Consider the following 13,163-nt stretch of genomic DNA (forward strand, 5'->3'; position numbering starts at 1 on the left):
CTCGTCGCACACAACTGAACACGACCGCAGGGCGGGAACCGGAGATCCGGTTCCCGCCCTGCGGCGTTGCGCTGAGCCGATCGCCTCGGGGATCGACCATCGACACAGCGAAACCTGTTTTCGTACTGGCGCGTCGGACGACACCAGCGATCAGCTACCGATTGTCTCGGCTGCTGGGGTCCAGAACTGCAGGTTCAGCTCCCGAAGAAGGGGAACGGGAACCACGGACGCGGACGAGGGCGCGGCTGGGGCTGCGGTCGGCCGTGGTTGTTCTGGCCCGGTCGCTGGTTTCCGTGAGGCTGAGGCATCGTTGCTCCTCCATTGGGTTGATGTGACGTTTCGTCGACGCTCTATGAATCAAGATCAGCGCCAACGGATTTCAACCTAGGAATCGAACCTTGGGATGCGATGGTCAAGTCGCTGTCAAACGGCTGGACATAGCGAAACGGCCACGCCCGAGGTGGGCGTGGCCGTTCGATTGGTGTCTGATCAGCGGGAGTGGCGTCCCGAGTCGCCGGGGTTGTCGCCGGGGAACTGCGATCCCGGAGACGGGTAGCTGCTCGGCGGGTAGTTGCCGGGCGGGGGATAGTTGCCCGGAGCCGGGTTCGGCGTCGGGTAGCCGGGTTGCGGTGCACCCGGGCCGCCTGCCGGGTAAGTCGGCGGGTTCTGCTGCGGCTGCCCGGAAGGCGCCTGATACGACGGTGGGTTGCCGTAGGTCGACGGCGCCTCGTACGGGGCCTGAGAAGCCGGTGGCGGCGTCGTGAGGCGCTGGGTGGGCGGTGCTGCGTCGAGTCGACCGGACGGATATGCGTCGGAGGACGGCGAATACGTGTCGGGTGAATCGGAAGCTCCCGAACCGGATGAGCCATCGTCACCTCCGCCCGAGTCGCTCAGATGGTCGGGGAGATCCTTCTCCGCCTCGGCCTTGGCCTTCGACACGCTGTCGGGATCCATGAGGTCGCGGATCTCGGTGAGCAGCGCAACCTCGGTGACCTCGGCCTTCTTGCCGAAGCCGCCGAGCTCGGCGAGCTTGTTGTACGGAACGATGATCAAGAAGTAGATGACAGCGGCGATGATCAGGAAGTTGATGACCGCCGTGAGCACTCCACCGATGTTGACGAACGTCGACGACTTGCCGCTGACCAACTCGAATCCGAGGCCGTCTGCCTCGTTCGGGCTCCACGGGATGGTGTTGATGATCGGCTTGATGATGCCGTCGGTGAAAGCCGTGACAATTGCGGTGAAGGCCGTGGCGATGATGACCGCTGTGGCCAGATCGACCACGTTGCCCTTCATGATGAAATCCCTGAAACCCTTGAGCACTTTCCGGTCCTCTCATTCGGTCGGTGGTACGTGCCTGTGGCGAGGTACTGACGGAATCTGCTCAGTGGTGCACAGTCCGTTCTTCGTGATGTTAGTGGAGTTGGGCATGCGCGTTGCGGAACCAAACCATGTTGTGTCTGTGCAATGAATCTTCGACGCTGTGCAACGAATCGCGAAACCACACGTCAATGCACTATTACGGCCAGTGCGACGTCGAGTCCGGCCGCCGCGACGCGGAGTGCCGATTTCTGGTCCATCGCGAGTACAACGGGCGCCGACGCCTGATTTCGCGCTGCGAGACCACTTGACGCGGGCCGTTCGGTACCCAGCGCGACAACGGCACGCTTGGCAAGTACATCCGCGTCCGGCCCGACGACGTCGACCACATCGCCCGCTCGCAATAGCGCCGATACAGCGTCGTCGGAAAGGCGCACAGGGACGAGGCGGGCATCGGCCGACCCGGTCAACTGTTGCGGCAGCCGGGATGAGAGGAGCCGTGCGTCGGTGAGAATCTCGCCGGCCCGGACCATGCCGGTCACCGTCTTGCCTGCGCCGTCGCGCGACATTCGCAGTGCGCCCGCAGGCACCATGCCGCCGGCAACCCGACGCACGACGAGATCGCTTGCGGCCAGTTCGGTTCCCGGCAGCAGGTCGTGGGCGGCGGCCATGACCGATTCATCGTCGTGTTCTGCTCCGCCGAGGGTGGCGAAACCCAGTGCGGCCGCGACGAGTAGCGCTGCAGCGCAACGTCGAATCAACAGCGACCTCACCCAACCCGGACGCACGGCAGCTCCCAGACGGTCGACGAGACGCGGGTTCAGACGATCTCGGCCCCGGCGGTCGAGGCGGCCCCGGTCTCCACGCGATGGTTTCATGGGCGAAACGTAGTCGCCTGCGGGCATGTGTGACTGTGCCCTCGGCGAGACTGTGGACAACCACTCCACCGTGCGCGGTCGGTGGATAATGTCGTGTTCCGTTAGAATCGACAACGGTGTGCCGGGAAGTCTGGTCGGCGATCCGGATCACGATCCGGATGCACAATCGACCCCTCTCGGCCTCGCTGCCGGGACAGCCCGACAGGATCACCGCATGCCAGAGCATTCTTCCGATGGACAGATCTCGAGGAACGACGCCGCCCTCGATACGTCGGTCACCGAGTCGTCCACGTCGACGGGGACACCGGACCGCACAGGACCGCCAGGCTGGCGCCGACACAATCGTCGGGAACGTTTTCGTCGAGTTCTCTCGCTTGACACCACCAGCGGCGCGCTTCTGCTGATCAGCGCTGCACTGGCCGTCCTCATCGCCAATTCGCCTTGGCGGGACGCTTATCACAGCTTTCTGGCCTACGAGATCGGCCCGGAATCGCTGCACCTCCATCTCTCCCTCAGCGAATGGGCCGCCGACGGATTGCTCGCGATCTTCTTCTTCGTCGTCGGTGTCGAACTGAAGCAGGAGTTCGTTGCCGGAAGCCTTCGTGATTTCCGGCTGGCAGGCGTGCCGATCGTCGCTGCCGTGGCCGGAATGATCACGCCGGCACTCTGTTACGTGGCTGTGGTCGGCGCACTCGATCCAGAAGCCTTGCGTGGCTGGGCGATTCCCACCGCCACCGACATCGCCTTCGCGCTCGCCGTCCTCGCGATCTTCGGGCGAGGGCTGCCGCTCGCGCTGCGCACGTTTCTACTCACTCTCGCTGTTGTCGACGATCTGCTCGGAATCACGGTGATCGCAGTCTTCTATACGGAGTCCATCGACTTCGTCATGCTCGGCTGCGCACTGCTGGCCATTGTCGCCTTCGGTGTCGTGGTCCGGCTATCCCGCTCGTATCGCTGGCTGTTGCTGCCGCTGGCCGTGGTCGCGTGGGCTTTCATGCACGCGTCCGGAGTACATGCCACCGTCGCCGGTGTCCTGCTCGGGCTGGTCGTGCCTGCACTCACGATTCGCGGTGAGCGGCTCTCGCGCACCGAATTGCTCGACGAGACCATCCGTCCGTGGTCTGCCGGAGTTGCGCTGCCGCTCTTCGCGTTTGCCGCGGCCGGTGTCTCGGTTGTCGGCGCGGACGAACCATTGATCCAGCCAGTCTCCATCGGCATCGTGGTGGGGTTGTGCGTCGGCAAGATCGCCGGCGTCCTCGGCGCGACGGCGCTCATGACGCGTCTGACTCCACTTCGGTTACCCGATTCGGTCGGACTGCGCGACCTCATCCCGGTGGGCATGCTGACCGGCATAGGTTTCACGGTCGCCCTACTGATCGCCGAACTCTCCTTCGGCGAGGCCGATCACGCCGCACCCGCCAAGGGTGCGATCCTCATCGGATCGGTCATCGCGGCGAGCGTCGCAGCGATCATGCTCCGCTGGAATGCGCGCAAGGCGCGTGATCCCGACATGAACCGCGACGGCGTCGTCGACACCGACCTCGACGTGATCGGCGGCTGAGCCCGGGACGATCTCAGACGTCGGCCTCGACGGGGCGTCGTTTCTCGACCGGCTCGTAGTCTTCCCAGAACGTTGCTCCGGTGATGCCGAGCGCCACCGGGTCGAAAGCCGGGTCAATGCCACGCTTGCGCTGGTGCTCGTAATCACGAAGCGCCTTGAACGCAGGCTGCTGCAGGATCAGGATGCCGATGATGTTGAGCCACGCCATGAGGCCGACCCCGATGTCGCCGAGCGTCCACGCCTCGGTGGCCGTCGACACCGCGCCGATCACCACGGAGACCAGGATCAGCACCTGCAGACAAATGGTGGCGTTCGATCCCACGGTGCTGCGCAGCGGCCTGATGTAGACGGTCGACGCGCGGCCCAGCAGGAACCGGAGATTGGTCTCGGCCATGTAGTAGTACGCGATGATCGTCGTGATGCAGAAGAACAGCAGCGAGATTGCGACGAATGACGATCCGGCGCCGCTCCACAGGGTGTCGAAGCCGGTCTGCACGAACGTCGGCCCCACCTCTGCGTCAGCGGGGAGGTTCCCACCTTCGGCGATCACCGCCCCCGACTCCGACTCGCCCTCGAACACGCGGTAGGCGCCGGTCGACAGGATGAGGAAGCCGGTGGCGGAACAGACGAAGAGCGTGTCGATGTAGACCGCGAACGCCTGGACGAGTCCCTGTTTGGCGGGGTGCGACACCTCCGCGGCTGCTGCGGCGTGCGGACCGGTGCCCTGCCCGGCTTCGTTGGAGTACAGGCCGCGCTTGACACCCCACATGATCGCGGCGCCGATGATCGCACCGAAAGCGGCGTCGGCACCGAAGGCGCTCGCGAAGACCGTGGAGATCACGTTCGGGACGACCGAGGCGTTCATCGCCACTATCACGATCGCGACGATGATGTAGATGATCGCCATGAAGGGCACGACGATCGATGCGAAGTTCGCGATCCGCTTGACGCCACCGATGATCACCAGGGCGAGCACGATCACCGTCGCCACTGCGAACACCCATTTCTCTATGCCCCAAGCGTTTTCAGCGGCGATGGCCATCGAGTTGGACTGCACGCTGGGAAGCAGCAGGCCGCACGCGAGAACGGTCACGGCGGCGAAGAGGAGCCCGTAGAGCTTGAAGACCGGCCCGGCCTTGGTGTGTGCGAAGGCTCGGCTGAGGTAATACGCCGGTCCGCCGCGGTATTCACCGGTGAGGCGATCGCGGGTTTTGTAGATCTGAGCGAGGGTGCACTCGACGAACGACGTCGATGCGCCGAGAAACGCCACGAGCCACATCCAGAAAAGTGCTCCTGGTCCGCCGAAGGCGATCGCGGTTGCGACACCAGCGATGTTGCCGGTGCCGACGCGTCCAGCGAGTGACATGGTCAGTGCCTGGAAGGACGACACCCCATCCGGTGAGCTCTCCCCATGAAACATGAGCTTGACCATGTCGGGTATTCGTCGCAGTTGGACGAGGCGCGACCGTATCGAGAAGTACACGCCTGCGCCCAGGCAGAGAAACACCAGAGCGTTGCTCCAGACGTATCCGTTCACCGAGTCCAAGAAGTCGGTCATGGGTCCTTCCGGGTAGCGATACCTCGGAGGACAGCGATCGCCCGCCAAGGCTTTGGCAGGCGTTTACCTTTCCATGGTTTGTCGTTTACTGCTCGACGAACGGTCAACTGGTGTCAGGGGACGGGAGCGTCATCCTCGTGACCTCGGGCAATGGTCTAGAGGTCCGAAGTCTTGGCACTCGGAATGTACGAGTGCCAGAGTTGGTTAGAATCTATGGCGAATCACTTCACAGCCTTCGGAGGTACCGGTGCCCACCTACTCGTATGCGTGCACGGAGTGCGACAACAAGTTCGACATTGTTCAGTCGTTCTCCGACGACTCGTTGACCGAATGCCCGCAGTGCTCGGGTCGGCTGCGCAAGCTGTTCAACTCGGTCGGCATCGTGTTCAAGGGCAGCGGCTTCTACCGTACGGACTCCCGCTCGGGCTCCTCGAGCTCAGAAACGGCGTCGTCGAGCAGCAAGTCCGACGGCGGTTCATCGTCGTCGGAGGGGTCGTCGAGCAGCAGTTCGTCGTCGGATAGCTCCTCGTCGAGTGGCAGTAGTTCGAGCACGTCGTCGTCGAAGAGTGAGTCGAAGAGCAGCGCCGCTGCGTCTTCGTGATCACTGAGTCTTCGTGATCGCTGCGTCCTCGCGATTTTCGGGTGCCGCTTACTCCTAGCTGAGTTTTCGAAATCCCCCGGCGGGCGTGAGAGCCCACCCGACCGGGACGTCGTAGTTGCCCGACGGTAGAGCGTCGACGACCTCGTCGTCGTAGACAACGGCAACGAGCTCAGCAGAACTCCCGATCAGTGTTCGGTCGTAGTAGCCCGCGCCGCGGCCCAGGCGGACACCCGTCTTGTCCACCGCGAGAGCGGGCACAAGGACCACCGACGCCGCGTGTACGGCGTCTGTGCCGAGTCGTTCTCCGGACGGCTCGAGCAGTCCCCAGCGTCGTGGTTGCAAGGTGGTGGCGCCGTCGTAGCGGACCCAGTCCAGCGGCGCAGGATCGCCGTCGGGGACGATGGGGACCAGGACGCTCACCCCACGGTCGACGAGGGCATCGAGCATCGCCGGTGACCCCGGCTCCGTGCCTATCGGGACGTATGCGGCCACGGTGACGTCGTATTCGAGTCGGAATGGTGCGGCGTAGATCCAGTCGGCGAGATCGCCTGCGGCTTGCTCGCGCGCGAACGGCGACATGTCGCGTCGCTTGGTCGAAATCTCTTCGCGCAACTGATTCTTGAGGGTGGGCACCGCGACCTCCGCCTTTCTGCGCACCTGCATTCGCCCCGACATACACTTGCCCCGCTCTGCACTCGCACTGTAGCGCCCGAAAGTGACGTAGAACGCACGCGTGCGTCCCTCAGTTGGGTGATCCGCAACCCTTCGCAAGGACGCCGTCAGACTCCGACATTAGGGTGTCGGTATGACGTCCAGCGTGAGCAAGGCGAGCACCGACGAATTCAGCGAGTACTCGTCTGTACCGAACACCCCGCCTATTCCGAGAACCGCAGTGGTGCCAGCGGCAGGCTTGGGTACGAGATTCCTGCCCGCGACCAAGACCGTCCCCAAAGAGCTGCTGCCGGTGGTCGACACACCGGGCATCGAGCTCGTGGCAGAAGAGGCCAAGTCGGCGGGTGCAGAGCGGCTCCTGATCATCACCTCGCCGGGCAAAGACGGGGTCGTTGCGCACTTCGTCGAAGATCTTGTCCTGGAGAACACTCTGGCCACGCGCGGTAAGGCCGCGATGCTCGCCAAGGTGCGCAAGGCGCCGTCGTTGCTCGAGGTCGCATCGGTCATTCAGGAGAAGCCTCTCGGTCTGGGGCATGCGGTCGGTTGTGTCGAGCAGTACCTCGACGACGACGAAGACGCCATCGCGGTGCTCCTTCCCGACGACCTCGTGTTGCCCGGCGGCGTTCTCGAGGTGATGGCTCGCACACGCCAGCGTCGCGGCGGTTCGGTGCTGTGTGCGATCGAGGTGCCAGAAGAGCGGATCAGCGCCTACGGCGTCTTCGACGTCGAAGAGTTGCCCGACGCCAACAATCCCAATGTGATGAAGCTCAAAGGCATGGTCGAGAAGCCGGAGCCGAAGGACGCGCCGTCGAATCTTGCGGCTGCCGGACGCTACATCCTCGACCGAAAGATCTTCGACGCTCTGCGTCGCATCAAGCCCGGTGCCGGTGGTGAGCTGCAGCTCACCGATGCCATCGCGCTGCTGATCGAAGAGGGCGAACCGGTGCACGTCGTCGTCCACAAGGGCACTCGTCACGACCTGGGCAACCCCGGTGGCTACCTGAAAGCGGCGGTCGATTTCGCTCTCGACCGTGACGACTACGGACCCGACCTGCGCGAATGGCTTGTTTCGCGACTGGCAGCAGACTGAACCGACGCCGTCCGACTCGACGTCGACTCAGCGCGCCTGCGTCACGGATACGGGCACTGGCGCTAACGTCATTGCCTGACGTGTGTCCGGCGAGGCGATGAGGTGAGATGCGGTCCGTCGAAGATCATCTGACGCTGGTGACCGCTGCGGCGGTGGCTCCGCGGCCGGTACGGGTGGCCATCTCGGAGGCGCAGGGATTGATGTGTGCCGAGGAGGTCGTCACCGAGCGACCGATGCCCGGTTTTGACCAGGCCGCCATCGACGGGTACGCCGTGCGGGCCGTCGACGTGGCGCTCGCCGGAGCGTCGGCTCCCAGCGATCCCGACGAGTTCGAAGAATTCGATGCCGGTGGTGCCGAGTTGGTCGACCTCGAGCCAGGTGAGCCGATGATCGTGTCGCTCCCCGTGGTCGGCGAGGTTGCACCGGGTGCGCGCACCCCGACCAGGCTTCAGCCGCGCCAGGCGGTACGCGTCGAGACGGGTGCCCCGATGCCGACGCTCGCCGATGCCGTGGTGCCCCTGCGCTGGACCGACGGTGGCGAGCAGAAGGTGAAGATCGGCCACGGTGTCGACAGCGGCGATTACGTTCGACGAGTCGGCGACGACGTGCAGCCCGGCGATGTCGCGGTCCGTGCCGGATCGATCATCGGCCCGGCGCAGGTCGGATTGCTCGCGGCGGTCGGTCAGTCGCGCGTGCTGGTTCATCCCAAGCCTCGACTGTCGGTGATCTCGGTGGGCAGCGAACTCGTCGACATCGACCGCACTCCCGGCCCCGGCCAGATCTACGACGTGAACAGCTACTCACTGGCGGCTGCCGCGCGTGATGCGGGTGCCGATGTGAACCGTGTCGGACTCGCCGAACGCGAGTCGTCGCGACTGCGCGAAGTGGTTGAGGCGCAACTCATTCGGTCCGAGATCGTCGTGATCTGCGGCGCGGTGGGCGGTACGGCCTCACGGGCGATCGCCGACGCCCTGGCCGACCTCGGCGACCTCGAGATCGCGCGGGTCGCGATGCATCCGGGCTCGGTGCAGGGCTTTGGCCGACTCGGCCGCGATGAGGTGCCGACGTTCCTGCTGCCCGCCAATCCGGTGAGCGCGCTGGTCACATTCGAGGTCATGGTGCGGCCGCTGATCCGCATCGCGCTGGGCAAGCGGCAGCCGATGCGACGCGTGATCACCGCACGAACGATCGGGCCGATCGCGTCCGTTGCGGGCCGCAAGGGATATCTGCGCGGCCAGTTGATGCGCGACGAGAAGTCGGGGGAGTACCTGGTGCAGGTGCTCGGGGCGTCGCCAACCGGGTCGTCGCACCTGCTGGCCGAGCTCGCCGACGCGAACTGCCTGATCATCGTCGAACCCGACGTCGAGGAATTGGGTACGGGCGACGAGGTCGAGGTCGCGTTCCTCGCTCAGCGCGGATGAGTGCGTCCGGGGTGGGTCGATTCTGTTTGATCGGCGCGTGTGTGCGAGCCGGTCACACCACGACGTTCACCGAATAGACTCACTGGCGTGTTCAGATGGTTGAGCGGTGTTCCGGCCAGTCCCGGGTGGCCGGCGACGTTGGGACCATTGCTTTCTCGTGGTGGAGCGGTGACCGTGCGTCCGGTGCGGGTTCGTGATGCCAAGAGCTGGAGCGACCTTCGCATCCGCAACCAGAACTCGCTACTGCCGTGGGAGCCGACCGGAGTCGGCAGTTGGGCCGATCGGCATCAGCCGGCGTCGTGGCCACCGCTGTACGCGATCCTCAAATCCGAGGCCAGGCGCGGCACCATCCTGCCATTCGTCATCGAACTCGACGGCGCATACGTCGGACAGCTCACCGTCGGCAACATCCAACGCGGAGCTGTGCGGACCGCGTGGATCGGATACTGGATCGACCAGGCGCACTTCGGTCAGGGAATCGCCACTGCCGCAGTCGCTTTGGGCGTCGACCATTGCTTCGGTCCGGTGGGGCTGCATCGCCTGGAGGCGACGGTACAGCCGTCGAACGGGGCGTCGCAGGCGGTGTTGACCAAGCTCGGATTCCGGCACGAAGGTCTTCTCGAACGCTATATGGACGTCGACAAGCGGTGGCGCGACCACAACCTGTTCGCCCTGACTGCCGAGGAGGTTCCCGAAGGGGCCGTCGAGCGTCTGGTGCGCTCGGGGCGCGCGAACTTCTTGCAGGGCTAGTTCTCGTTGCCTGTCTGGGCGACCTGTCCTTCTGCGTAGGGTTGCCGTATGGCTGAGTCATCGGGGTTGCTCGAGATCGTGGTGCGCGGACACGCGCGCGACAGTTATCCGCCCGAGCGTGCGCTGCTCTCGCTCGGCATCGACTTCTCCGGCTCGAACCGCGAGGCCGTGTACACCGACGCGGTCGGGGTGCAGGGGCGGATTGTCGAGTCTCTGACGTCACTGGAAGCGCGGGCCGCTGTGTCGACGTGGCACAGCGAGTCGGTTCACGTCTGGTCGTATCGACCGGTCGATGCGAAGGGTAAGCCACGAGAACTGTTGTACGTCAAGAAGATTCGCGTGAGCACCGAGTTCGTCGACGTCGATGAGCTCAATGCGTTCATCGACGCGTGGGCGACGGTCGAGGGTGTTGACGTCGGTGGCGTGCGCTGGGATGTGACGCGCGAGGGGCGAGCCGAACATGAGAGGGAGCTGCGACGTCGCGCGGTCGACGATGCGGTGGCGAAGGCGCAGGCGTACGCCGACGCGGTGGGTCGGGGCGAGGTGCGGGCTGTGCAGCTCGCCGATCCGGACATGCTGTCGAGTGGACCGCAACAGATGGCCCGGGTGGCGTTCGCGGGCGCGCCCGCTGACGCGCCGACGTTGGAGTTGCGGCCCGAGGACATCGATATCGAAGTCTCGGTGGACGCGCGCTTCGTCGCGGGATAGCCGCTGGGAGTGCCGGTAAGCCGGCAGACCGAGCGGCTGAGAAAGCCATATGAATCGCTTCAATCTGGCGGGAGCTCGGCGCGTCTACGCAGTTCGCGCAATGGTCGCACCTAGATTATTGGGTGGTCCGGTGTAACCAGAGTGATTGAAGGGAGAGGTCGAATGCCGAACTCCGTGCTGTGGGTCTGCCTCGTCGTGGTGTGGCTCTTCGTCCTCGTCCCCATGGTCATCAAGGGGCGGCCGCAGATGCGCAAGTCGACGGAAGCCGCGCGCATGACGCGCCTTCTTCACCGCGGCGGCACCAAGACCCGCACGTCGACTGCTCGACGCTCTGCCGGTGCACATCCGTACGACCCGTCCTGGACGTCGCGACGGTCGTCGCGTTCTGCAAGCAGCACCGCGACAGCGCTTCTCGACAAGACCGATTCCGACGAAGAGGTGTCGACCGAATCCGACGCCGACGACGCTCCGACGGCACGGAAGTCGACCAGCACCAAGCGCGCGACCGGAGCGAAGGTGCAGGCGCCCAAGGCCGATTCGGACGTCGACGCGGATCTCGACGCAGAGGATGTCGACGCAGAGGATCCTGACGCCGACGATGTCGAGTCGGGCGACGAGAGTGTCACGCTCACCGGCGAACTGGTTGATGCCGACGAGGTTGGGGCCGACGAGGTCGACGACGCTGCGGACACTTCGGATGTCGTCGAGGTCGAGGATGCCGAGGCTGAGGGCGCTGAGGCCGAAGACGCTGAGCTCGAGGATGATTCGGACATCGAGGATGTCGAGGACGTCGAGGATGAAGCCGAGTACGACGACGATCTCGAATACGACGACGACCTCGACGATGAGTTTGAGGACGACGAGTACGAGGACGACTACGACGTAGAAGACGACAGCTCGGATGACGACTACGACGCGGACGACGAGTACGAGGACGACGTCGAAGACGAGTGCGACGCAGACGATTACGACGCAGAAGACGAGTACGACGCGGAAGATGAATACGACGCGGAAGACGGGGACGACGACTACCTCGACGAGGTAGACGGCTACGAGAACCCCGTGCCGCGCGACAAGCGTTCCGCCGCAGCACAAGCCGAGCCGACGCACGTCGTCGAACGTGGTCGCACACGTGATGCTCGACGTTCGGGTACGTCATTTGACGAGCAGGACAGGAAGATTCGCTACCGCGAGCGTCAGCGCGTGGCCATCGCGCTTCTGACGTTGGTGGTCATCTCGATCGCGCTCGGAGCCTTCCTGGGACTCATTGGTTGGGTCGCCACCGGGATCACCGTTGTGATGCTCTTTGCCTACTTGGCGTACCTGCGTAGCGCGGTGCGCAACGAGCAGCGGCTACGTGCTCAGCGGGCAGCTCGTGTGGCGCGTCAGCGTCGCCAGGACGAGGAGCGTCGACGTCGTGAGATGGCTGCGCCGCAGTTCGTCCCGGTGGTCGAGCCCGCACCTCAGATGCGTAGGCCCGGCGGAGCCGTCGTCGTCGAAATCGACGACGAGGACCCGATTTTCGATCACATCCCGCCGTTCCAGCGGCGCCGTGTCATGCGTGAGGACGAGGAGTTCCGTCGGGCTGCTGCTGGCTGACGGTGATCGATTCCGGGTGGTCCTTGATCCACGTGGAGGCATCACTGACGGCGCGGCGGAGCGCGAAACTCTCGCCCACATAGGTGATCGGTGCGCCGACAACCGGGATGTAGCTGAGCATTCCGAGGAGCTTGGGCGGCCCCGGACGACGGTCGAGTTCGTCGTTGGCCTTCCGTAGGATCTGCGCGACCTCCCACAGCCCGCTGATCAGCGACCATCCGCGACGCTTTCTTCCTGAGGACGTGTCGTCGAAGGGGTCGGTGTTCGACGCGGCGTCGGAACTCAGTTCTCGACCGCTCAGAACCGAAGCAAGCAGTCGGACTTGATCATTGCGTTCGGTGACCCCGTACTCGCGCGCGACGGCGGTGAGCACGATGGCCTGATTGGCGTAGCCAAGCGCACTGCTCAGCGGCAGGGCCTTGGCCCAGGCGCCGAACACTCCTGGGTAGGAGACTGCGACGTTGTTGAGCGACCCGACGCGCTTGACCCACCACTTGGCGCGCTCCTTGATCGACAGCTCCGACCATCCACGCGTGCCCGGCCAATCGGCGATGTCGAGACCATGGGCAACGACGTGCCGCAGCTTGTCGAGGCGGGAGCGGTCCTGCGGGTCGTCGTCGAAGGTGCTGGCCTTGATCCCCAGCGGATCCGACGAGGCGAGGGCGTCGAGGATCGGATTGATAATGCCGATCGCGCGGTCGAGGGCGGTTGCGAGCTCTTTCTCGGACATCGTGGCCACGGATTGCAGCCTATCCGAAAGTCGGTTCGATCAACCTCCGCCGCGACGCCGACGAGGCGTTTGTGACCTTCCCCGCGGCGACTGCTAGAGTGACCTACGGCTGGTCACGCAGTGATCACCCGGGGCTATGGCGCAGTTGGTAGCGCGACTCGTTCGCATCGAGTAGGTCAGGGGTTCGATTCCCCTTAGCTCCACCGAAAACCCGCAGGTCAGAGGCTTGCGGGTTTTTTCTTGCCCGAGTCCGTCCGCAGTGCGTCCGCAGTAGA

The 13,163-nt window shown here is 64.6% G+C and carries 12 protein-coding genes and 1 tRNA gene; 8 read left to right on the forward strand and 5 right to left on the reverse strand.

The genetic code is table 11. The annotated features are described in order from the left end of the window. Positions 1-489 precede the first annotated feature (489 nt). Positions 490-1,323 carry a large conductance mechanosensitive channel protein MscL gene (gene mscL, locus B3T59_RS06540; RefSeq protein WP_064870008.1) on the reverse strand — a complete coding sequence of 278 codons (834 nt, stop codon included), beginning with the start codon at positions 1,321-1,323 and terminating at the stop codon, positions 490-492. A 185-nt stretch (positions 1,324-1,508) separates the two neighbouring features. Then, positions 1,509-2,108 carry an SAF domain-containing protein gene (locus B3T59_RS06545; RefSeq protein WP_287001792.1) on the reverse strand — a complete coding sequence of 200 codons (600 nt, stop codon included), beginning with the start codon at positions 2,106-2,108 and terminating at the stop codon, positions 1,509-1,511. A 304-nt stretch (positions 2,109-2,412) separates the two neighbouring features. Here B3T59_RS06545 and nhaA point away from each other — a divergent pair, with 304 nt between their 5' ends. Further along, a complete protein-coding gene (gene nhaA / locus B3T59_RS06550; protein ID WP_287001793.1) occupies positions 2,413-3,759 on the forward strand; it encodes a Na+/H+ antiporter NhaA in 1,347 nt (448 codons plus the stop codon). Positions 3,760-3,772: 13 nt separating this feature from the next. Here nhaA and B3T59_RS06555 read toward each other — a convergent pair whose 3' ends face one another. Next, positions 3,773-5,317 (reverse strand): alanine/glycine:cation symporter family protein, encoded by a 1,545-nt coding sequence (locus B3T59_RS06555; RefSeq protein WP_287001794.1) that lies wholly within the window; start codon positions 5,315-5,317, stop codon positions 3,773-3,775. Between the two features lie 247 nt (positions 5,318-5,564). Here B3T59_RS06555 and B3T59_RS06560 point away from each other — a divergent pair, with 247 nt between their 5' ends. Continuing rightward, positions 5,565-5,918, forward strand: a complete 354-nt coding sequence (locus B3T59_RS06560) for an FmdB family zinc ribbon protein (RefSeq protein ID WP_287001795.1) — start codon at positions 5,565-5,567, stop codon at positions 5,916-5,918. A 54-nt stretch (positions 5,919-5,972) separates the two neighbouring features. Here B3T59_RS06560 and B3T59_RS06565 read toward each other — a convergent pair whose 3' ends face one another. Further along, entirely contained in the window at positions 5,973-6,551 is a 579-nt protein-coding gene (locus B3T59_RS06565; protein WP_287001796.1) for a 5-formyltetrahydrofolate cyclo-ligase, read from the reverse strand. 172 nt (positions 6,552-6,723) lie between these two features. On the opposite strand from B3T59_RS06565, the gene B3T59_RS06570 reads away from it, so the two are divergent. The 5 genes from B3T59_RS06570 to glpR all read left to right on the forward strand — a co-directional run bounded on the left by B3T59_RS06570 (position 6,724) and on the right by glpR (position 12,158). Then, a complete protein-coding gene (locus tag B3T59_RS06570; RefSeq protein WP_287001797.1) occupies positions 6,724-7,680 on the forward strand; it encodes a UTP--glucose-1-phosphate uridylyltransferase in 957 nt (318 codons plus the stop codon). Between the two features lie 107 nt (positions 7,681-7,787). Beyond that, entirely contained in the window at positions 7,788-9,101 is a 1,314-nt protein-coding gene (gene glp, locus B3T59_RS06575; RefSeq protein ID WP_287001798.1) for a gephyrin-like molybdotransferase Glp, read from the forward strand. Between the two features lie 87 nt (positions 9,102-9,188). Further along, positions 9,189-9,851, forward strand: coding sequence for a GNAT family N-acetyltransferase (locus B3T59_RS06580; RefSeq protein WP_039856816.1), 663 nt, complete (start codon positions 9,189-9,191; stop codon positions 9,849-9,851). Between the two features lie 48 nt (positions 9,852-9,899). After that, positions 9,900-10,559, forward strand: a complete 660-nt coding sequence (locus tag B3T59_RS06585) for an SIMPL domain-containing protein (RefSeq protein WP_287001799.1) — start codon at positions 9,900-9,902, stop codon at positions 10,557-10,559. Between the two features lie 162 nt (positions 10,560-10,721). After that, positions 10,722-12,158: a gephyrin-like molybdotransferase receptor GlpR gene (gene glpR / locus B3T59_RS06590; RefSeq protein WP_287001800.1), complete on the forward strand. Its 1,437-nt coding sequence runs from the start codon at positions 10,722-10,724 to the stop codon at positions 12,156-12,158. On the opposite strand, the gene B3T59_RS06595 is transcribed toward glpR, so the two are convergent. Further along, the gene (locus B3T59_RS06595) at positions 12,115-12,897 is read right to left on the reverse strand and encodes a hypothetical protein (RefSeq protein WP_251722638.1); all 783 of its coding nucleotides are present in this window, start codon (positions 12,895-12,897) and stop codon (positions 12,115-12,117) included. The two genes, glpR and B3T59_RS06595, sit on opposite strands and share 44 nt — an antisense overlap. Before the next feature lie 121 nt (positions 12,898-13,018). On the opposite strand from B3T59_RS06595, the gene B3T59_RS06600 reads away from it, so the two are divergent. Next, a tRNA-Ala gene (locus B3T59_RS06600) sits at positions 13,019-13,091 on the forward strand. Positions 13,092-13,163 lie beyond the last annotated feature (72 nt).

Origin of the sequence: Gordonia sp. UBA7860 (assembly GCF_002500165.1) — a bacterium.
Lineage (GTDB): Bacteria > Actinomycetota > Actinomycetes > Mycobacteriales > Mycobacteriaceae > Gordonia > Gordonia sputi.